Source organism: Bacillus sp. AR13-1 (genome assembly GCF_008042285.1).
GTDB classification, from domain to species: Bacteria; Bacillota; Bacilli; order Bacillales; family Bacillaceae_G; genus Bacillus_A; species Bacillus_A mycoides.
The window spans coordinates 162,880-184,594 of the sequence record NZ_QNUA01000012.1; the positions used below are offsets into that span (position 1 = coordinate 162,880).

Here is a 21,715-nt window from a genome sequence, read left to right on the forward strand (position 1 = left end):
AGAGTTATATTGTCCAAGCTTTTCTTACATACCTTTCATATTATATTTATTAGGTAAAACATATAGGAAAGGAATGGAGAATCAGTGGATTGTGAGCCGAAACGTGATTGTGGGTGTTGTCAAAATAGTATATGTGAATTTTTGAAAAGTTTACATCCTTATTCTAGGGTTGAGAGTATCGTAATAGACGGAAACGAAATAGTTGTATCCTATTTTATTTCATTTAATGAGATAAAAGGTATAGTGTCGTTTGCACAAGAAGACAGTGAGGTAATATTTGTAGATTGTTCAAGAATTGATGCGATTCGAATAGGGAAAGTTTGTAGTTGTAAAACGAAAGTTAAATTTATTGAAGATGAATTCAGTTTACTTGGAAATGTTTGTCCACATTGTTTAAATGAGGGAAGTACACTATTCTTCGATTTTAATAATCCTGAATTAAGTTTATCTTTACAGGCAACAACGATTGATCCACCTAGATGTATTGAATTTGTAGATGAGCTTGGGAATGTAGTAAAGCAAATTACTATAGTAGGTGAAGCGATTGTTTCTAAAGATTTGGTTCCGGTACCTGAACTGTTAGATTTTCGATTAATCTTATCGGATATAACTGGAAATCCATTGAAATTTGGATTACTGTTTATTAACTTCCCTGATATTACGTTTATCATTCTTTTCGCATCAAATGGATACCTCAACATTTCAAACTGTTTAAAAATAGAGAGTGGAACTGGAAATGCCGAAATAGAAGAGATGAAAAAAGAGATTATTAACGACAATAGTATGATGTACAATTCAATTATTAAGTTAACTAGAATATATAAAAATGGTGAGACGGAATCTTACATTTCTAAGAAGGAGTTATAACGTATTTATCGTAATTAACCCTCGTACACTATAATGAGGGTTTTTACATAAAAATGATTAAATGAAATATTGTTACATTTGAATTTATCCATTTATTGTGTGGAATCGGAAATTTTTTAGCTTCTCTTTAGATACACTAATGAAAGTAAAGGTATTTATTGTTTTCTATACTGTATAGGCCGTAGTAGCGGGAAATAGGCTGGTTTGTACTATCAATTGATACGTGTTATTCCTTAATGCGTCACTGCCATAAACATGCAAATTAGGTACCCTGCTTACGCAACAAAATATGAAAGAAGTCAATTGCAGGGGATATTTATTTAAGTGTAAATAAATATAGCGGTGGAGTAGGCGATTATACAATATTAGTAAAATAATTAAAAAAAGGGCTGCTACGACAGCCCTTTTTTTAATTATGTAAATACCTGCTGTAAGTTTTTTTGGGAGTGAATTTTATTGGGAATAATTAGTCATCATTGTTACCATATATCGCCATCAAGTTAACGAAAATACAATACCAATTCTGATTTTATATTAAGATTTTACTTGCTAAGCTCTCTTTGAGCCCCCATATAGCTTCCAATGATATTTTGATAACTTGGAAGATGCTTAGCAAGTAAAGCTCCGAAACCTTCAACATCATTTCGCCAGTCACGCTGTAATTCTGCTGCAACGCTAAACCAGTTCATTAGTTGCACCCCTCCATGAGCCATACGCATAAGAGCGGCATCAGCAACTTGTTTACTAAAAGTTCCAGATGCATCCGTTACAACAAATACCTCATACCCTGCATTTATAGCTGATAGAGCTGGGAACGCAACACAAACATCAGTAACGACACCTGCGATAATTAACTGTTTTTTACCCGTTGCTTCAATAGCTTTTACAAATTCATCATTGTCCCACGCGTTAATTTGTCCAGGACGCGCTATTTTAGGCGCATTTGGAAATAGTTCGATTAATTGCTGCATGAGTGGACCATTAGGACCGTCTTCGAAGCTAGTTGTTAAAATAACAGGTAAATCAAAAAACTTAGCGGTATTCGCAAGAGCTAAAACATTATTCTTGAATTCATCAACACCATAGTCACGCACTAGACTGGAAATAAGACCTGTTTGATGATCCACTAGAAGAACCGCGGCATCACTTTTTGAAAGACGAGAATACAAATCAGACATTTTATAATCCCCCTTAATAAGCTTATTTACAAATCAATCTTACAGTTATTTATCTTGATTTGGTATGCATGCAAAAATTTATCAACAAATAGTTTTCATTAGAATATTGGGATGTATGTATTTTCATATTGAGAAATTACAAATTTTTCGTTTTGGGAAACAATGTATTAATTGAGTGGATAGCTATGTGGTATGGTCCTAATGCTATCTATTATTTGTGAATAATAATGTTTTTACCTGTAAATAGAAAATGAGATATGAGGACTAAAATGAATCTGAAAATAGCAATTCTTGATTGGTAAATCATTTCAATGAAATTAGATGTTATAATAAAATTGAATTTACTTATAATTTATAATTATTTGATATTTTAGAGTTGAGTTTCATAGACATTTACTTAGATAATAAATAAGTGTGTATAAGAATACTAATAAAAGTTAACTCATGAAAATGTTGAGTCTAGTTGATTTTAAAGAAAGCGGGAATGTAAATGATATATGAGGCAAAAATACATACAAGAAAAAAATTAGTTTCTATGTTCGAGGATTTTAATAATGCTGTTCTACTTTCTTATTTACAAGGACATATGGGCAATGCCTGGGTGAACGATCTTGAAAACCCGACAGTAGCGCAAATTACGGTAGGGATTTTCACATTTTACGCTGGGGATCCAAATGCAAAAGAGACAGAAGAGTTATTACGTAACATCCCTGAAAGAATTTTAGTAATCGTAAATAGTGATCAATGGAAAAAGCGTTTAGAAACATTCCATGAAAGAAAAATAGATAAGTTTTTACGATATAAATTTAAAAGAAATGCAGAAGTGTTTAATCGCTCAAAATTACAATCTTTTATAACTGCACTTCCAAAAGGATATGAATTAAGAAAAATAGATGAGCATATCGCAAATAATCCAACATTACACAACGTTTCTGAAGATTTTACAAGTCAATTTCGATCAATAGATGATTATGTAAATCGAGGTATAGGTTATAGCATTTTGTATAATGGAGAAGTCGTATGCGGTGCATCATCATATAGTATTTATAATGATGGTATTGAAATTGAAGTTGCTACTGATCTTGATCATAGAAGAAAGGGATTGGCAACTGTAGTTTGTGCGACCTTAATATTGGATTGTTTAGAAAAGGGGAGGTATCCAAACTGGGACGCAGCGAATAGTACTTCTGTCAAATTAGCAGAAAAGCTAGGGTATGTTTTTGATAAGGCATATGATACTTATTTTGTAAATAATAAGTGAATGAACGGGAGCGTGTACGGATTGTACAACGTCATAAGACTAGTAAATTAACGTTTAGTAGTCTTATTTTTTATAATTGCAAACAAAAACTAAACTATCCAAAGATAAAAAGGTATTAAAAGAGATGTTAATAAATGAAATTAAGGGAAAAGAATGACGACAAGATTGGTTTCCTAAGAAGAGTTGAAAAATTTGAGAATAAAACAATGATATTAATGATAAGGATGAAGGGATTCCGCAAGAATTTGGGTATAAAAACCGACTTTTTTTAGTCGGTTTTTATTTTTTTCAACAGTAGAGTGATACTAATATTGATTTTTCTTCTATTACTAGTGAATATAATTAACACATCAGTTCCTACTTCCACGATGAGGGTTCAGAAATTCTCTTTTTATATAGGTAGATAATCATAAAGGCTTAATATATTAAGTTATGTGTGTTTAACTAACAATAAATTTGCTATTTTTTTGTAAATGATGAAAGTAACTATTATACAAACCCACGCATTAATAGAAGAGATACATATACAGTATAGAGAGTTAAAAAACTCCAAAATATTGTATAAAGGAGATTATAAAATATGAGCGAACAATGCCCAATTAATGTACCATGTCAGGTAGATGGACAAACTCAAACGCCATTAAGTGATGCAGCTGCAACACCAATTCTTACTCCAGGAACACCGATTGTAAAAATACCAGTTGTATTAGCAGAAAGAACAATTCAAATTGTTGTAGAATCTGATATTTCATTAGATCCTCCAGCAACTGAGATTAAACGTGTGTTAAAAAATGTATTTTTAACACAATGTAAGTTAGTTCCTGTAGCATTTACTCCAGTAGATGCTACACCTTATCGCCGAGTTACAAGAGCAAAATTATTTGTACAAGGATATATTCGTAAAAATATTGAATATGCAAATGATGAGTGTAATGGAGTGCTATATGATCGTATTGCAAATGTTCCATTTTCTGGTTTTGCAGATTTGACAGCAGCTGATTTTCTTTCACTAGCTTTAGTAGCTTCTTCATCAGATACTACATCTCACTTTATTAATCCTAAAAATGGTGATTTACCACGTTTAGACAAATACTTCTTCGAAAATACAGTTTTTTATAATGAGCAACCGTATTGTGAATTAGTAAGCGCACAATTTTTCGAATTAGACTTTTCACCTTGTCCAACAGAATTAAACGAGCCATTTGGAACTCTTCGTGAAAAAATTGTACTAGATCTTACTTTAAAAGTTTTACAAGTACAACAAGTACAAGTATAAGACTAAAAAAGCATTGTCTTTAATAAAAAGACAATGTCTTTTTTATTATTATAAAACATATATAATGATGGAATGGTCGCGTACAAAAAGCATATTTTTATGAATTTCATCAGATGGGGGGATGGTGATGAATAAGCCATGGGTTGGTAAGGAAATATGGAACAAAGTTTACAAATGGAAAATGCTGAATGTTCAAGATGATTCGCGCGAAATAAGAGAAAAAAAGGAAAGTAAAGAAACAGAGTCAAAAAAAGAAGATAAAGCAAAGGGAATAGAGAAAGAAAGTAAAGAAACAGAGTCAAAAAAAGAAGATAAAGCAAAGGGAATAGAGAAAGAAAGTAAAGAAACAGAGTCAAAAAAAGAAGATAAAGCAATGGGGATAGAGAAAGAAAGTAAAGAAACAGAGTCAAAAAAAGAAGATAAAGTAATTGGAATAGAGAAAGAGAGTGAAAAAACTGGATTAACAAAAGAAAATAAAGCGATTGGATTAGAGGAAGAAGAGGTGAAAATTGAATCAGTAAAAGAATATGAAGAAAGAGAATTAGAGAAAGAAGAAATAGCAATTGAATCAAACAAAGAAAGTGAAGAGACTGAACCAGCAAAAGAAAATAAAGTGATTGGATTAGAGAAAGTAGAAGTAGCAAATGAATCAGAGAAAAAAAGTGAAGAAACTGAATCAAAGAGAGAAAGTATAGGTTTAGGATCAAAAATAGAGACTTCAGTGCATTCAATGGTAGTGAAAACGCCATTTTCTATTATTTCAGAAGTGTCTAGCTTTAAAGTATTTCCAAAAATAAATGTGAAAAATCAAGATGCATTTGTATTTCGAAATGAAAAAGATGCGGAGGGGCGTGAATTAGATTCTAAGTTATTAACTACAGTGCAACAGTATCATTCGGAGGCTTATTGTAAATTAGTTTCTTTAAATCTTCATGAAAAGAGAGTGCTTGTTGAATTATATAATCAAAAAGTTAAAGGGAATAATGAAGAGAATAAGGTAGAGACATCTTCATGGATTCCTATTCACAGCATAATATTAGAGAGTGAAAATGGGGGAGAAGTAAGTAATTATATAACAGCCAGACTACCAATAGAAATAGGAAGATATAAAGGTGAAATTAGTTTACGAGAAAAAGTGGTATTTACAGAAAAAGTGATAGGAATAAAAGAGGTGGAACAGGAGATTATTTTGACAAAAACCGAATTTTTAGTACCAAAAGTAAACAAGAATGGACAAAATAAATTTACAGTTGAAAAAGGGAGCTTATTGGTAGAAGGATATATATATCAATGTATTGAATACATATCAGAACAAAGTACATTTCATGACAATGTGTATCAGTTAGTACAAAATATTGTATTGGAATTAATCATTCAAGTGATACAAGAACAGGAAGTACAAGTGCGAATTACATAAAAATGATTATATTCCCTTGATTAGCTCATTATTTTTATTCGTAGCGTATCAATGCGTAATCTTTTGTAAATCATTCAGTGCTATAGAATATCCTCCAAACGGTTTATCCTCAATGAATTCATTTTAATATTTATGAAGGATGATATTATTGCTAGCTAGGATAGTTACTTAATTGTATGGATTTCTTCAGGTTTAAGTTTTAAAAAGGTGCTAACAAGTTTGCCAACGAACTTGCTAACACTTATTTAAAACGGACATAAAATTGGCGTAAATGTTGTTTGATTAATGAAGCTAATTAAATAACATAGATAATTACATCTTATAACCTAGGGTGTAATATAAAGTATATTCACTCCTTTTTTACAAAACTCACAATTTAAATAGTAAAACATGTTTATCGTAATTTTCCAAACACCAATTATATTTTTTTAGAATAATTGGGTGGACGTCTTCTTCTGTAGTATTGACTTCAGTATAGCCGTATTTTTTATAAAAGCTTTCTAGTTCTTCAAAAGGAAGACAATACACATTTTGTATTTGTAATTTTTTCGCAGTTTGTACTAAAAATGAAACAAGTTCCCCAGCTAATTGTAGACCCCTGAATTTAGGAAGAATGAAAATTCCACCCATTTCAATTGTATCTTCATCTATTTGGACTAAACGTCCAACACCCGCATACTCTTTGTTGTATGTAATGATCGCAACCTTATCTCGTGATAAATCACTCGGTACAAATCCGATTGATTCGTATTGGTTATTAATCCATTCTATATCATTAGGTATAGCTAGTTGAATTCCCATTTTTAGGCCTCCATTTGAAATGTTTTAATATTTCTATTATATAAAGAACGATACGAGTTGTAATTCATAATTGGCACAATAAATTATGAAAATAGGAGAAAACGGTATCATTTTTAATAATAGTTCAAGTTTTGAAGAAGAGTGCATATAATATAAAGTCTTTTCCTTTCTTCATTTAAGTTTTACGTATATAATTTAAAAGTACTATTTTTATTTTATATTTTTTATATTTATAACAGAATAGAGGTTTAAAAATGGGTGTTAAAATCATTACGGATAGTGCGGCGGATTTACCGGTAGAATTGCTGCAAGCATATGATATTGATTTAATTCCACTCCGTGTATATGATGAAGCAGAAACAGAGTATTTAGATGGGGTTACATTAAAATCAGTTACTTTATTGCAAAAAATGAGAGAAGGCGCAGTTTATAAAACGTCATTGCCTTCACTTGAAACATTCCAAGAAAAATTTGTTTCCTATGCAAAAGAAGGTAACCCTTGTATATATTTAGCTTTTTCATCTGAATTGTCTGGTACATATCAATCGTCAGTTCTCATTAAAAAAGAAGTGAAAGAAACATACACTGATTTAGATTTAGAAATTATCGATACAAAATGTGCCTCACTCGGTCAGGGTATTGTCGTATTAGAGGCTGCAAAAATGGCAAAAGAGGGCGCATCGAAAGAAGAAATATTAAACCGTGTCGCTTTTCTAATGGAGCATATGGAGCATATCTTCACTGTAGCTGACTTACAGTACCTTGTTAGAGGTGGCCGTTTAAGTAAAGTAGCCGGTTTCATCGGTGGTTTGCTAAACATTAAGCCAATCTTAAATGTGGATGAAGGAAAACTTGTACCACTTGAAAAGGTACGAGGGAAAAAGAAAGTATTAAGCCGAATTGTTGATATTATGGAAGAGCGCGGGAAAGACCTTAAAGGTCAAACAATCGGTATGACTCACGGTGATGATTTAGAAACTGCCGAAGCATTAAAAGCATTAATTACTGAAAGATTCGGCTGTGAAGTATTTATCGTAAATACAATTGGAGCAGCAATCGGAGCGCATACAGGACCAGGTGCGTTAACATTATTTTTCTTAAATGAAGTAGAGTAAAGGATTGATCTTTTGATCAATCCTTTTTTAATTCTAAAATAATTGTTTTATGCGAATGAAAAATATGTAATTACTTCTTAACTTTCTCTTTAAAAGGTAAGAAGGTAGATAGGAAAGTAGTGATAGCTAGTGCAAAGCTGAATCTTTCAGTATGATCAATTACTAAGTCATTTTTCCACTGATAAAGGAAAGAAGCGATTATTAAAAGTAAAACAGCGCCTCCAACATATCTTACTATTTTTCGTGCTGATTCGTTTTTTAGTCTTACAATCATGTTTATCTTCCTTTCGAGTTTACTAAATAATTCGACAAACTAATTACTAGGATGCGATATTGGTAATTCATCTATGAAATTGAGTGAATTTTTATCGGAGAAACATCAAAAGGTATATGCATTACGAAACATGATAGAGGTGTACATAGAACTTAAAGATTGGAAAAATGTTAATAAAGTTATGAATGAAGCATTTCATTTTTTATCAATTTATGATGTACCAATTGCACATGTCCAACTATATGGTTTGAAAGCTAAAATATTCAATATACGTGGAGATTATTATGAATATGAAAAAAATATGCAAAAAGCAATTGAAGTGGGAGTAGAAAAAAAGCAACATCGCTTAGTTGCTGAATTATCCTATGAATTAGGTAACTTTTATAATGAGAATCGCTCTTATAAATTATCTGCGAAGTACTTTAAAATTTCAGCTGAAAATAAAATGGATTAAAAAAGAAGTTTAGTCAAAAGTTCTTATAAATTGTAAAGGGTTATCCAAAAGAGTATGATATTTTATACTTTTTGGATAACCTCTTTTTATTACTATTCTACAATTATCGGTCGATATGGTATCGGTGATGATAAAATCATAGAAGTTTTTACTATACCAAATGGTATAACGATATCAATTAATTCCTCTAATTCTTTCATTGAGTGAACCGCTACTTTTAAGTAATAGCTACTTTCACCTGTTACTCGGTGACATTCGAGTATTCTATGTTCTTCGTATATTTTCTCCTCAAATTTTTTGCATGGAATCTTTAAATTTTCGATTCTTAAAAATGCTTGAATTGATTTTCCAACTGTATCCAGTGATATCCGTGCTGTATACTTTTCGATTATTCCTGCATCTTGTAACCTTTTTAGTCTTTCTGTAACGCTAGGGTGGCTAAGGTGTAGATGCTCAGTCATTTCTGTAAGTGTCATCCTGGCATCTTCTTGTAATAATAGGGTTATTTTCTTATCAATCTCATCCATTACTCATGCTCCTTTGCAAAGTTGAAAGTAAACTTCTGAAATACATGCATAATATAAAATCTAATGCTAAATTACATACACAATTGAATGTTGAATAGACTGATAACTTTCTATAATTAAAATATAAATGGAGGTGCATGTAATGTCTAATCATTTCAACGAAACAATTTCTATTAAAAAGGGAACAGCTTTATACGTAGGGGCAGTTTTAGGATCAGGAATTCTTATATTACCTGGTATGACTGCGAGTATAGCGGAAGGGAATGCGATTATTTCTTGGCTTATTATGATTTTACTTAGTATCCCACTTGCATTAACATTCGCTTTTTTATCTATTGAGCATCCAAGTGCAGGGGGAATTGCAACTTTTTCTGAGAAGGCTTTTGGTAAAAAAGTAGGTGCGATTATAGGGTGGTGTTTTTTTATCGCAGGTAGTGTTGGGCAAATCATTGTATCACTGACAGGTGGAATGTATATAGTAAAAGTCTTTTCTTTACCATCGTATTTTTCTTATATTATCGGGTTAATCATAGTAAGTATTTCTATCGGCTTTAATTTATTTGGATTAAAAATGAGCGGTTCATTTCAAGTATGTATCGGTGTATTAACTTTTTTTATTTTAATCGTAACAATTATAAGCTCACTACCTTATATTGAAATGAAAAATATAAATGTACATATTTCTATGAAAGCAGTAAACCCGATTTTAGATGCGTCATTATTAATTTTTTGGTCGTTTTTCGGTTGGGAAGCAATTGCGAGTTTAGCTCCAGAATTTAAAGCACCTAGAAAAAGAAATATTATTTTGTCTACAGGATTTGCAATTATTATTATTGGATTTTTATATATGGGGATTGCATTATCAGTAATTGGAACAAAATCATATCATATTAATGCTGATAATACTACAGCTCTAGTACTTGTAATAAAACAAACATTAGGTAATCAATTTGCATGGTTAATTGGATTTGTAGCTTTTATTATTTGCTTAGGGACGACAAATGCATTTATCGCAAGCATGGGCCGTTTAGGCTATTCGCTAGGGCAGGAAGAAGTTGCACCTCGTTATTTAGCAAGTATTAATGTAAAAAGAGCAGCGCCAACAAATGCAATAAAAGTTGTAGGTTTTATTGCAATAATAGGTTTGTTAATATGTTTCGTTTTTCATATTAGTATAGATAGAATCGTATTAATACCGAACTCGTTAGGGATTGTTACATATATAGTCGGTACTGCGGCCGGAATTAAGTTAATAAATAATAGATTAGGTAAAGTTTTTTCTATAATAGCTTTTATATGTTGTATAGCGGTTTATCCCTTTATTGGAGGAGTCATACTTATTCCAATAGTTGTAGCTTTAGCGTCTTTATGCTATTTATATTGCATAAAAGGTAGACTTGTAAATGGGAGGGAGCAGAATAAGGAATGTTAAAATACATTCGTTTAAGTTTTAATATTTAGAGATATCTAAATATTGGAGATTCATATATAATTATGGAGGGATTAAATTGTTGTAACTATTTGTAAAAATAGGAGGCTATTAAAATGAATATACGTATTCAAGCTCCAACTAAATGGGATTTAGACAGACTTTATTCTAATAAACAAGATCTTATATTTTCTATAGAACGGTTAATTATAGAATATAAAGCAACAAAAGATTCAGTAATCCTTTCACAACTTATACAGGCTATCGAAAAAGCAGAGTATTACTTATATTGCCGTGCTGATGAAGATGAGAAGCATCCTGAAGATACTTTACTAAGTGTAAAAGTAAATCAATTAAAGAAAGAAGTCCAACTATTAATAGAATCTAGTAAGGGACAAAGTGTTCATGCAAATCATTCAAGTATTAAACTAATAGAAAATGAATTAAAAGCTTGGGAAGATATGTATGCACAATTAAGAAATAAGATAGTAGTAATACACGATAAAGAGACTTTATCATTTGGACAAGCAAATTACGTTGCGATGAATAGTGATGATCATAATGAAAGATTAATAGTATTTGATTCTCTTACAAATGCTTTGAATAAGGAAAAAGATATCTTTGCTACTGTATTGAATCAAATAGGAAGATTACGTCATGCTAAAAGTGATGAAATGGAAGGGACAGAGATTTTAAAACAATCACTACAAGCAAATGGCATCTCTGAAACTGCATTATCCCAAATGTGGAATACAACGGAACAAAATCTTACGAAGCTAGTAATTGCGTTAAACGGTTATAAAAAAGGAAAGAATTCAATTACATGGCACGAGCTAATGACATGGAAGGAAAGTAATAAGGCTGTTATTCCTTTTTCAGTAGCAGTAAAAAACATATATGATGCACTAAAAAATATAGATGAAGAATTGGCACAGTTCGCACAGAATGCAATAGCGAATGGCTGGATCGATGCTGAACCGAGAGATAATAAACCGCCGGGTGGATTTTGTGCTCCTTTTTTCAGTGAAAAAGAATCTCGCATTTCACTTCGTTATGATGGAACAATTGATAGTGTAAGAGTACTTGCCCATGAACTAGGACACGCTTGGCATTTTTATGTTATGAGTCTTGAACAATCTACAACATTTTTAGATGATTATCTGCCAATGAGTACAGCTGAATCAGCGTCTATTTTCTTTGAGATGGTAACCATGAATTATTTAATTCAAACAACAGATTGTGTAGAGATGAAAAAGTCATTGCTTAGCTGGAAAATAAGAAATAGTTTTAATTATGTTATGGCAATTCGTGCATCGTTTCAGTTTGAGAAGAAGTTTTATGAAGAATGCAAGGAAGGTCCTTTAAGTGCTGATGAAATTGAGAAATTATCTATATTGGTACAAAAAGAAGCATACGGAAATGCATTAAGCGAATATCAGCCATTTGTTTGGATGAAATACGTTCAGTTTTATATAGCAGACGTTCCTTTTTACAATTATCCATACACATTTGGGTATTTAGCGAGTTTTAGTTTAATCGAAATAGCAAATAAAAATAAAAATGCATTTCATTTGAGGTATAAAGAGTTTTTACGAGAAACAGGAAAGACTCCAGTTGAAGAATTGATGAAAAAACATTTTGATATTGATCTAACAGAGTATGAATTTTGGAATAAAGCTTTTATGCAAATTCATAAAGATATTGATGAATATTTGCAAATTAATTAAGGGACTACATACATGAACAGAATTGGCATTATCGGAGCAATGCAAATAGAAGTAGACTTACTATTAGAAAAACTACTTGTTAAAGAGGAACATACTATTGCGGGAATACCTTTTTATAAAGGAAACTACATGGATACAGAAATTATTATTACGCGATGTGGTGTAGGAAAAGTAAATGCTGCCGCATGTACACAAATATTAATTAGTAAGTTTGATATAGACACTATCATTAATACAGGAGTTGCGGGTGGATTACATCCGGATGTGAAAGTTGGTGATTTAGTTATTTCTACAAATGTTACTCATCATGATGTTAGAAAAAATCAAATGAAGAATTTATTTCCGTTCCAAGAATCGTTTACTGCAAGTAAAGAGTTAAGAGTGTTAGCACGAGAAGCTTGTAATAGTAGTAGTTTAAATATTACTGTTCATGAAGGAAGAATCGTCAGCGGAGAATGCTTCGTCGAGGATTCAAAATTAAAGGAGAAATTAGTCACTGAATATGCACCTCATTGTACAGAAATGGAAGGAGCAGCAATTGGACATGTTGCTTATATAAATGACATACCATTTCTAGTTTTGAGATGCATTTCTGATAGTGCAGATGATTCAGCGCAAGTTTCATATGATGATTTCGCGAAAAACGCAGCGAAATATTGTTCAGAAATTATTGTTGAGATGCTTAAAAATATTTCGAGTAAAGCTGTATTGTAGTTCATAAGTAAAGAATGGGAGAGAGTATCATGTTACAAGCACTAATTTTCGATATGGATGGAACTTTATTTCAAACAGATAAAATTTTAGAGTTATCACTAGATGATACATTTGATCATTTACGGTCACTACAATTATGGGATACGATAACACCAATTGATAAATATCGTGAAATTATGGGTGTACCTTTACCTAAAGTTTGGGAAGCTTTATTACCTAATCACTCTAATGAAGTAAGGGAACAAACAGATGCATATTTTTTAGAAAGACTAATTGAAAATATAAAGAGCGGAAATGGTGCTTTATATCCGAATGTAAAGGAAGTTTTTAGTTTTATAAAAGAAAATAACTGTTCCATTTACATTGCTAGTAATGGTTTAACGGAATATTTACAGGCAATCGTATCTTATTATGATTTAGACCAATGGATTACGGAAACATTCAGTATTGAACAAATACACTCGCTAAATAAAGGTGATTTAGTTAAAGGCATTTTGAAGAAGTATGATATACAAGAGGCAGCGGTAGTTGGGGATCGTTTATCGGATATTAATGCGGCAAAAGATAATGGTTTAATTGCGATTGGATGTAATTTTGATTTTGCACAAGAAGATGAGCTTGCTCATGCTGATTTAGTAATTGATGATTTAATGGAACTGAAGGGGATATTACCAGAATTGAAGAATACGTACATAACAAAATGAATAAGTTCACATTCAAATGAATGCTCAGGATAATATATTCTTGGGCATTTTTATTTTTCAAAAAGATACATTTGGATAGAGAAAGTGGGAGATTAAGCTGGAAGATATACAAATAAAACGAATTGGAGATTTGCTAAAATATGAGGTCAATCACCTTGTCCAGGAAAGTAAAGAAGAAGGTTTTAACTTCTTATTAAAATTAAAAAATGAATATGAAAGTAAAAGAAATACGTTTAGTAAAACAGGTGAATGTTTATATGGAATCTTTCGAGAGGATACGTTAATTGGAATTGGAGGATTAAATCAAGATCCGTATACGAAAAACAATAAGATTGGTCGATTAAGAAGATTTTATATTGCAAAAGATTACCGGCGGAAAGGATTAGGAAAGTTACTGTTAGGGAGAATCTTAAGCGATGCAAAAATCTATTTTACTATTGTTGTCTTACATACAGATACAGAACAGGGGGATCAATTTTATATTTCGAGTGGATTTGCGAAAGGGAAAATGTATGTAGGAACAAGCCATTATCTAAACTTAGATAAAAGGATGTAGTGAATTATTATTTGATCTCCAAGAGAACGTTCGTTCTATATCATGTAGATTTATGGTATAATTTATTTGAATCTACTATTAGAATGGGGATTAGATGATGGGAGAAAATAAAATTATTAATGATTTTAAAGATTATTCAATATGGATAACCACATTGAAAGGTATGAAAGAAGAATTGTGGACAGCGCCAATATCAGAGGGGAAATGGACTATTGGTGAGATTGTATCTCATATTATGAATTGGGATGACTATCTTTTACGTGAGACATTATCATCAGTGAGAGATGGACAGGGAATGGAGTTCCCTGACTTTGATACATATAATAAACAAGCCTCTAATTATGCAAAATCAGGTATATCTAAGATAAAACTTCTTGAAGAAGCACAAGCTAAAAGAGATTTACTTGTTCAAGAGCTTAACCGACTGTCTATTGGAAAGTTAAAGGAACATTTAACTGCCAATGGAGTATCATATTGTCCTCATACTGGAATGCCGTACTCTCTAATATATATTATTAAAGAATTCGTAGATCACGATAACCATCACAAAAGGCAGATTATTAATTTTTTAAATGAAAATCAAGTTGTTAACTGATAAAGAAAGATCCCGCGAATGATACTTGCGGGATCTTTAATTAATTATAATTTAACATTCATTTGTTTCAATAAAGTTTTCGGATTACCTTTTACATAATAAAAATGCGGATTATTTTCATCATCGTAAAGCATAATGTAAGGTTTTTCGTTAAGTGGGAGAAGGATGAGTACTTCATCAATTGTTGTATGTAACCATTGATTTGTAATAGGAACAGGTTTCGATAATGGGATTTTTATCATATGTCCATCTTTCGGAACGACGTTTAAGTTTTTGAACGGGCCAGTAATGGATTTAGCATATTGAACAGCTTCTTTTTGAATAGCTGAATCTAAAGATTGTTTTTGGACCACCATTTCTTTTTTACAATCAAATACTTCAATTTGTTTATTTGTATTTGCGAACGCATTTGTTGATAATAAAAAGAAGAGAAGAGTAATGACTCCTATTTTTTTGAACATGAAATAACACCTCACACTTACTATACCCTCAAACGTTGTAAATATTTTTATGTCACATTGATGTAACAAAGAAGTTGTATGATAAAATTGATATTTGTTTATAAGTAATGGAGGAAATGTAATGAAAGTATTAATCGCGGATGATGAACAAGATATGCTGAAAATTTTAAAAGCATATTTTGAAAAAGAAGGCTTCGAAGTTTTATTAGCAAAAGATGGAGAGGAAGCACTTCAAATATTTTATGATGAGAAAATTGACTTAGCTATTTTAGACTGGATGATGCCGAAAAGTAGTGGTATTAATGTCTGTCAGGAAATAAAAAAGAATTCGAGTGTAAAAGTATTAATGCTTACTGCGAAAAGTGAAAGTGAAGATGAATTAGCAGCTCTTCAAAGCGGGGCAGATGAGTATGTGAAAAAACCATTTCACCCAGGAGTGCTAATTACGCGAGCGAAAAAGCTTGTACAGCATGAAGATGTTATTCAAGTTCAAGATTTAAAAATAGATTTCACCAAAAATAAAGTATATAAAAATGAGAAAGAATTAGACATTACAAAGACAGAATTACAATTAATAAAGTGCTTTTTAAATCACAAAGGCACGATTTTAACGAGGAAAAAGTTGTTAGATATCGTCTGGGGATTTGATTATTTTGGGGAAGAGCGAACGGTTGATACGCATGTAAGAAGATTACGTAAAAAAATAGGAGGAAATATTATAAAGACACATCGCGGTTTAGGATACAGTTTGGAGGAAGAGTGTGAATAAACTCGGTAAAAAGTTATTTTTCAGCATCTCTTTAACAGTCATCCTTATTTTTGCCATCTCTTTATTATTAATTAACTATTTTTTACCAAAATATAATGTGCACAAAACACGCGAAAGCTTAGAAGGCATTACAGCGCAAATCCAGTCAATACCGCGTAAAGAACTGGATGATGCTATAAATCATATTGAAAATGAAGGTAATGTTACGATTGCGTATACATCAATAAATAGTTCAGAAGATGCTATTAATGAAGAATTACGCATGCAACTTACAAAAAAGAGAGTTGCATTGAATAAACTTTGGATTACAAAAGAAGAAATTACGAAAGTGAAGAACATCGGACAATCGAATAAAATATATGATCAAGAAAAGATAAAATCTAGTTTTTTTGCGAAATACATTGCGAAAGATGATATGTTGATTTTAGTAGGAGTTTCTATCGCACATTCCAATGAAGTAATTAAAACGCTTAACTCATTTTATATATACATTTTGGGATTCTCACTATTTCTTATTATCGTGCTCGTCTGGATTTTTTCAAAAACAATCACTACACCACTGAATGAATTGAGTGATGTCGCAGAAGATATTTCACGTCTGAAATTTAAACGGACGAAAGTTAAAACGAATGATGAAATAGGTGATTTAGCAAATAGTATAAACATTATGAGTGATAAATTACATGAAGCACATCAAGATTTAACAGATCGAAATGACCACTTAAAACGATTTATGGGCGATGTAACTCATGAATTAAAAACACCAATCGCATTAGTAAAAGCATATTCTATGGGAATAAAAGACGGTTTAGATGATGGCACATATGTTGATACAATCATTAAACAAACAGATCAAATTTCAAATTTAATTGAAGAGTTATTGCGATTTTCTAAACTAGAAAGAGATATTTTACAAAAAGAAGAATTCCCTATTGAACCACTAGTACAAAGTATAATAGATAAGCATAAGATTGAACTGGAGTCGAAAGAAATCAAGTTGCAAGTGGACTATAGTGTTGGTGACACGATTGTTTATGCTGATTTAAATAAAATGAGAATGGTCTTTCAAAATTTAATTTCTAATGCGATAAAATATACAACGAATCAAAATATAAAAATCATATTAGAAGAGAAAAATGGCATTGTGTATTTTCAAATTCAAAATGGTATTGCTGCTGAGGGAATTAAAGAGATAGATAAAATTTGGGAGCCTTTTTACGTATTAGAGTCTTCTCGCAGTAAAGAAAAATCAGGTACTGGATTAGGATTAGCGATTGTAAAAAGTATATTAGAAAGACATGGTTTTGAATACGGAGTTTCGGTAGAAGATGGAGAAATACAATTTTATATGTATATAGAAAGGAACTAATTGTTATTAGTTCCTTTTCTATTATCTTGAAAGATTCGAATGTTTTACAAAATTCTCAACTTTCTACGAAATATAAACTGAATTTTCTGCATTTTTAATGTATAGTAAAAGAAGGAATATATGGGGAGGGAAGGGCATGAGGAAAAAGAAATTAGCAATAACACTTTCAGCTATATTATCTTTAACAATTACTTCAGGAGTTTCTAGTATGACTGCACATGCAGAAAATGAAGGGAGCTCTGTAAAAGGGCGTGATATTAAGTTAAATGGTCAAGTTTCAGAAGCTTTAACTCCAAACACAAAAATTCAATTGGAAAATGGGATGACAAAACCAATCTATTCTCTTGATGAAGCAATTATTGAAAATTTATTTGTAGAGACAGAAGTCGATAGTGATAGAGATGGTAGGAAAGATCGAGTATCGATTAAAGTTATGCGTCCAAAGACAGAATCAAATGTAAAAGTTCCTGTTATATATGAAATGAGTCCATATCGATCTGGATTAAAAGATGTGCCTGTTTATAATGTTGATGAAGAATTGTATGCGTATGAAGGAAAACCGTATGGGGCAGTTAATCTTGGGTCGTATGGTAATTATTATGTTCCGAGAGGATATGCAGTTATTTTAGGCGAAAGTATCGGAACTGGAAAATCAGATGGATGTCCGACAACTGGAGATGAACAAGAAATACTAGGGACGAAGTCTGTCATTGATTGGGTAAATGGGCGTGCAAAAGCATATACAGAGGATGGTAAGGAAGTAAATGCAAATTGGTCTACGGGAAATGTAGGAATGACAGGAGTTTCTTATAATGGTACGTTACCGAATGCTGTCGCAACGACAGGAGTGGAAGGGTTAAAAACAATTATTCCAATCGCAGCGATTAGTAGCTGGTATGATTATTATCGTGCAAATGGGGCGGTTATTGCGCCAGGTGGATATCAGGGAGAAGATACAGATAATATGGCAGAAGCAGTACTAACAAGAAAGAACCCTGAAGTTTGCGGGCAAATTATTAAAGAACTAACAGCTGGACAAGATCGTAAAACAGGCGATTATAACGATTTTTGGGATAAACGTAACTATGTAAAAGATGTTAAGAATGTGAAGGCTAGTGTGTTTGTTGTTCACGGTTTAAATGATTGGAATGTAAAAACGAAGCAGTTCGCACAGTGGTGGGAAGCTCTTGGCAAAAATAATGTTCCTCGTAAAATGTGGTTACATCAAGGTGGACATGGCGGAACATCAAGTAATAACTGGCAACAAACCCAAAATAAATGGTTCGATTATTGGTTATATGGAATTGAAAATGGAATTATGGATGAACCGATGGTAGATGTACAACGTGAAAATAAATCGTGGCAAAAAATAAAAAATTGGCCAGATCCAGCAGCTGTACCATCAAAAGTCCGTATGTATTTAAGTAATAAAGCAGTCAATCTACCATTAAGTATGGGATCAGTAAACAATGTTTTCTCATTAGTAGATGATGCTAAAATAAAGTCAAATCAACTAGTAGAAAACCCTGAGTTAGAAATAGCGAATCGATTAGTATATACAATGCCTGTACTGCAAAAAGATATGCGAATAAGTGGTACGCCTAAAATTTCAATAACAGGAAATATTGATCGATCTGTTTCAAATTTAACAGCTTTACTTGTTGATTATGGCGGAGCGAGGCCTGAAATTGTAACGAGAGGTTGGATGGATCCGCAAAACTTAAATAGTATAGAAAATTCAACAGCGATTCAACCTGGTAAAGATTACACATTTACATGGGACATGCAGCCAGATGATTATGTATTTAAAGCAGGGCATCAAATGGGGGTCGTTTTAATCGCAAGTGATTACGATTATACAATTAGACCGAAAGCAGGAACGAAGCTAACGGTGAAATTGAGCGAAGTGACATTGCCGATTGTGAAATAAATAGTTTTTGATAAAGAGCTTACTATAGTAAGCTCTTTATTTATAATCGGAATTTTCAACTTTTATATGTTCAATCGCGAGGAAATATTATACAATGTAAATATATTACATGGAAAGTGAGTGATAAATTATGACAGTCAGCTCTTTCGAATTCTCATTAAAATTTGAGGTACGGAAAGATTAAGTAAATTAGAATCTTCCGTACACATAAAACGGAGGAGAAAATAAATGTTTAGTTATTATAGTACACTTTGTACGGAATTATATGATTTCACAAAACCTGTCGGTTACTCTTTAAATGGTGATATTGAGTATTACCAAGAACGTTTAAATAATTGTGGGGGAAGAATTCTCGAAGCGGCAGTAGGATCAGGGCGTGTCATTATTCCACTTCTTGAAGTTGGATTTAAAGTTGATGGGATAGATTATTCACCTGAAATGCTAGATTCTTGCCGTAAGCGTTGTAAAGAGAGAGGCTTAAACCTTAATTTATACCAAGGAAGCTTACAACAATTTTCATTACCATATAAATATGAGGCGATAATAATTCCTACCGGATCCTTTTGTTTAATTGAAAATCGTGATGATTCTATAAACGCTTTGAAATGTTTTTATGAACATCTTAATCTAGGCGGGCGTTTAATTGTAGATCTTGCGCTTCCATATGACTGGAAGACGGGTGAGATTCATACATCGACTTTTTCCTTACCAAGCGGGGACGGAATTACATTAGAAAATAAATCAATTGAAATAGATTGGCTTAACCAAGTAACTGTATCATATTTAAAATATGAAAAATGGAGTAAAGGACAGTTAGTACAAACTGAACTACAACGTTTTGCAATGCGGTGGTATGGAATAGAAGAGTTTAAACTCCTTTTAGAAAGTATAGGTTTCACTGACATTACTTGCTCTGCTGACTATGTTTATGAAAAGCAACCGTCAAATGCAGAACAAATTATTACTTTTGAAGCTGTACGAAAGTAATAATATAGGAACTATTCATGAAAATAAGGCAATCGACACAACATCGACTGCCTTATTTTCAATTTTAGGATATGTTTTATTTAATTGTTTATAGAGAAAAATCGGAGGAAAACAAATGAAATTCATCTTAATATTTGGCCCGCAAGCAGTCGGGAAAATGACGGTCGGGCATTAGTTAGAAAAAATAACTGATTTAAAGCTATTTCATAATCATATGACGATTGATTTTGTTAGCTCGTTTTTTGATTACAGTACAAAGCGGAAGCACAACGGTTAGTAAGTTTGTTTCGTAATGAACTATTTGAAGAAGTGTCTAAAAGTGATTTATACGGAATGATTTTTACATATGTATGGGCATTTGATCTTCAATCGGATTGGGATTACATAAACCATGTAGTAAGTATTTTTGAATCAAAAGGCGCAGCAGTATATTTTGTAGAGCTCGAGGCAGAATTAGATGAAAGATTAGAGCGAAATAAAAGTCCACATAGACTAGAGCATAAACCGAAAAAAAGAGACATTGAATGGTCTGAAAAAAATTTAAAAGAAACGATGAAAAAACATAGATTAAATTCATTTCATGATGAAATTGAAAAAGAAGAGTACATAAAAATTAATAATACTCATTTGAGTGCTAAAGAAGTAGCTGTAATGATTAAGGAAAAATTCCGATTGTAAAATACTTAAATGCTGTTACGTTTTCATTGTCCAAGCATTCTCCTACTAACTACATATACTATTTATATTAAGGACGGTCACTAATTTATTGAGAAACCGTCATTTATATATAAATGACAACTTTGGAAGGAGGTAAGAAAAAATTGGAAAATGAACAGCCAGGAAGAATTGAAAATCAAGTGTATTCTAATCGAGTTGTAAGATCAGAATTTGATAAGCATTGGGAAACTTGTATTTCAAAAAGTGGTTATGTAATCTATGTAGCGACAAGTGATCATGCTGAAGTAATAGTACTTCTTTCAGATGGTTCAAGTAAATTGTTAATCTTCGAAAAAGGCGGAAAAGTAGTAGTGGGTGGTGGTGGAACAAGTCATTACAGCAAACCGCATATTGCAAGAAATATTTAATGTGAAAAATGTTAATCGAGAAGATGCTGGTAGTCTTATAACCTTTAATTTATATATAAAAATACAAATCATAAAGTAAGTTTTTTTAGATTCTGGCGTTTTTTGTAACAAAAATAAGATGAAAAAGATCTTTAACGTATAAAGGTCTTTTTTGTTTTATTATAGCAGGGATATACTGTATACATAAAAAAGTGTAGTGAAAAACAATCAGCCTTTCAT

General features: G+C 31.8%; 21 protein-coding genes and 2 pseudogenes. 18 read left to right on the plus strand and 5 right to left on the minus strand.

What is annotated here, in order from left to right; translation table 11 throughout:
* Nucleotides 1–84: 84 nt before the first annotated feature.
* Nucleotides 85–867: a BC_2878 family exosporium-associated protein gene (locus DN408_RS11540; RefSeq protein WP_078178874.1), complete on the plus strand. Its 783-nt coding sequence runs from the start codon at nucleotides 85–87 to the stop codon at nucleotides 865–867.
* A gap of 542 nt (nucleotides 868–1,409) precedes the next feature.
* On the opposite strand, the gene ycaC is transcribed toward DN408_RS11540, so the two are convergent.
* Nucleotides 1,410–2,045 carry an isochorismate family cysteine hydrolase YcaC gene (gene ycaC, locus DN408_RS11545; protein WP_002192841.1) on the minus strand — a complete coding sequence of 212 codons (636 nt, stop codon included), beginning with the start codon at nucleotides 2,043–2,045 and terminating at the stop codon, nucleotides 1,410–1,412.
* A gap of 490 nt (nucleotides 2,046–2,535) precedes the next feature.
* Between ycaC and DN408_RS11550 the strand changes: the two genes are divergently transcribed.
* The 3 genes from DN408_RS11550 to DN408_RS11565 all read left to right on the plus strand — a co-directional run bounded on the left by DN408_RS11550 (nucleotide 2,536) and on the right by DN408_RS11565 (nucleotide 5,999).
* Nucleotides 2,536–3,306 (plus strand): GNAT family N-acetyltransferase, encoded by a 771-nt coding sequence (locus tag DN408_RS11550; RefSeq protein WP_078179301.1) that lies wholly within the window; start codon nucleotides 2,536–2,538, stop codon nucleotides 3,304–3,306.
* Between the two features lie 580 nt (nucleotides 3,307–3,886).
* Nucleotides 3,887–4,582, plus strand: a complete 696-nt coding sequence (locus DN408_RS11555) for a CsxC family protein (RefSeq protein WP_078179262.1) — start codon at nucleotides 3,887–3,889, stop codon at nucleotides 4,580–4,582.
* A 127-nt stretch (nucleotides 4,583–4,709) separates the two neighbouring features.
* Nucleotides 4,710–5,999 (plus strand): BC_2427 family protein, encoded by a 1,290-nt coding sequence (locus DN408_RS11565; RefSeq protein ID WP_048516839.1) that lies wholly within the window; start codon nucleotides 4,710–4,712, stop codon nucleotides 5,997–5,999.
* 369 nt (nucleotides 6,000–6,368) lie between these two features.
* On the opposite strand, the gene DN408_RS11570 is transcribed toward DN408_RS11565, so the two are convergent.
* Nucleotides 6,369–6,800, minus strand: coding sequence for a GNAT family N-acetyltransferase (locus DN408_RS11570; RefSeq protein WP_016127138.1), 432 nt, complete (start codon nucleotides 6,798–6,800; stop codon nucleotides 6,369–6,371).
* Between the two features lie 254 nt (nucleotides 6,801–7,054).
* Here DN408_RS11570 and DN408_RS11575 point away from each other — a divergent pair, with 254 nt between their 5' ends.
* On the plus strand, nucleotides 7,055–7,915 hold the full coding sequence (locus DN408_RS11575) for a DegV family protein (protein WP_002142141.1): 861 nt from the start codon (nucleotides 7,055–7,057) through the stop codon (nucleotides 7,913–7,915).
* A gap of 70 nt (nucleotides 7,916–7,985) precedes the next feature.
* Here DN408_RS11575 and DN408_RS11580 read toward each other — a convergent pair whose 3' ends face one another.
* A complete protein-coding gene (locus DN408_RS11580) occupies nucleotides 7,986–8,189 on the minus strand; it encodes a hypothetical protein (RefSeq protein ID WP_147740107.1) in 204 nt (67 codons plus the stop codon).
* Nucleotides 8,190–8,259: 70 nt separating this feature from the next.
* Here DN408_RS11580 and DN408_RS11585 point away from each other — a divergent pair.
* A pseudogene (locus DN408_RS11585) lies at nucleotides 8,260–8,643 on the plus strand (helix-turn-helix domain-containing protein); the annotation flags it as partial.
* 92 nt (nucleotides 8,644–8,735) lie between these two features.
* Here the strand turns inward: DN408_RS11585 and DN408_RS11590 are convergent.
* Nucleotides 8,736–9,170 (minus strand): Lrp/AsnC family transcriptional regulator, encoded by a 435-nt coding sequence (locus DN408_RS11590; RefSeq protein WP_078179286.1) that lies wholly within the window; start codon nucleotides 9,168–9,170, stop codon nucleotides 8,736–8,738.
* Between the two features lie 142 nt (nucleotides 9,171–9,312).
* On the opposite strand from DN408_RS11590, the gene DN408_RS11595 reads away from it, so the two are divergent.
* The 6 genes from DN408_RS11595 to DN408_RS11620 all read left to right on the plus strand — a co-directional run bounded on the left by DN408_RS11595 (nucleotide 9,313) and on the right by DN408_RS11620 (nucleotide 14,895).
* Nucleotides 9,313–10,602 carry an APC family permease gene (locus DN408_RS11595; protein ID WP_016127136.1) on the plus strand — a complete coding sequence of 430 codons (1,290 nt, stop codon included), beginning with the start codon at nucleotides 9,313–9,315 and terminating at the stop codon, nucleotides 10,600–10,602.
* Between the two features lie 113 nt (nucleotides 10,603–10,715).
* Nucleotides 10,716–12,326 (plus strand): M3 family metallopeptidase, encoded by a 1,611-nt coding sequence (locus DN408_RS11600; protein WP_147740108.1) that lies wholly within the window; start codon nucleotides 10,716–10,718, stop codon nucleotides 12,324–12,326.
* A gap of 12 nt (nucleotides 12,327–12,338) precedes the next feature.
* Entirely contained in the window at nucleotides 12,339–13,040 is a 702-nt protein-coding gene (locus DN408_RS11605) for a 5'-methylthioadenosine/adenosylhomocysteine nucleosidase (protein WP_016127134.1), read from the plus strand.
* A gap of 29 nt (nucleotides 13,041–13,069) precedes the next feature.
* The gene (locus DN408_RS11610) at nucleotides 13,070–13,744 is read left to right on the plus strand and encodes an HAD family hydrolase (RefSeq protein ID WP_016127133.1); all 675 of its coding nucleotides are present in this window, start codon (nucleotides 13,070–13,072) and stop codon (nucleotides 13,742–13,744) included.
* Between the two features lie 97 nt (nucleotides 13,745–13,841).
* On the plus strand, nucleotides 13,842–14,300 hold the full coding sequence (locus DN408_RS11615; protein ID WP_033713752.1) for a GNAT family N-acetyltransferase: 459 nt from the start codon (nucleotides 13,842–13,844) through the stop codon (nucleotides 14,298–14,300).
* A 97-nt stretch (nucleotides 14,301–14,397) separates the two neighbouring features.
* Nucleotides 14,398–14,895 carry a DinB family protein gene (locus DN408_RS11620; protein ID WP_016127131.1) on the plus strand — a complete coding sequence of 166 codons (498 nt, stop codon included), beginning with the start codon at nucleotides 14,398–14,400 and terminating at the stop codon, nucleotides 14,893–14,895.
* Between the two features lie 44 nt (nucleotides 14,896–14,939).
* Here the strand turns inward: DN408_RS11620 and DN408_RS11625 are convergent, their stop codons facing one another.
* Nucleotides 14,940–15,356 carry a hypothetical protein gene (locus tag DN408_RS11625; protein WP_016120366.1) on the minus strand — a complete coding sequence of 139 codons (417 nt, stop codon included), beginning with the start codon at nucleotides 15,354–15,356 and terminating at the stop codon, nucleotides 14,940–14,942.
* A gap of 121 nt (nucleotides 15,357–15,477) precedes the next feature.
* On the opposite strand from DN408_RS11625, the gene DN408_RS11630 reads away from it, so the two are divergent.
* The 6 genes and pseudogenes from DN408_RS11630 to DN408_RS11655 all read left to right on the plus strand — a co-directional run bounded on the left by DN408_RS11630 (nucleotide 15,478) and on the right by DN408_RS11655 (nucleotide 21,496).
* A complete protein-coding gene (locus DN408_RS11630) occupies nucleotides 15,478–16,125 on the plus strand; it encodes a response regulator transcription factor (RefSeq protein WP_078178995.1) in 648 nt (215 codons plus the stop codon).
* A complete protein-coding gene (locus DN408_RS11635) occupies nucleotides 16,118–17,494 on the plus strand; it encodes a sensor histidine kinase (protein WP_002168206.1) in 1,377 nt (458 codons plus the stop codon). Before DN408_RS11630 ends, DN408_RS11635 begins: the two co-directional genes overlap by 8 nt.
* A 136-nt stretch (nucleotides 17,495–17,630) precedes the next feature.
* Nucleotides 17,631–19,424, plus strand: a complete 1,794-nt coding sequence (locus tag DN408_RS11640) for a Xaa-Pro dipeptidyl-peptidase (RefSeq protein ID WP_016127130.1) — start codon at nucleotides 17,631–17,633, stop codon at nucleotides 19,422–19,424.
* 228 nt (nucleotides 19,425–19,652) lie between these two features.
* Nucleotides 19,653–20,411, plus strand: coding sequence for a class I SAM-dependent methyltransferase (locus DN408_RS11645; RefSeq protein WP_016127129.1), 759 nt, complete (start codon nucleotides 19,653–19,655; stop codon nucleotides 20,409–20,411).
* A 115-nt stretch (nucleotides 20,412–20,526) separates the two neighbouring features.
* Nucleotides 20,527–21,089, plus strand: a pseudogene (locus tag DN408_RS11650) (AAA family ATPase).
* A 143-nt stretch (nucleotides 21,090–21,232) separates the two neighbouring features.
* Nucleotides 21,233–21,496: a hypothetical protein gene (locus tag DN408_RS11655; RefSeq protein ID WP_002127785.1), complete on the plus strand. Its 264-nt coding sequence runs from the start codon at nucleotides 21,233–21,235 to the stop codon at nucleotides 21,494–21,496.
* The last annotated feature ends 219 nt before the right edge of the window (nucleotides 21,497–21,715 follow it).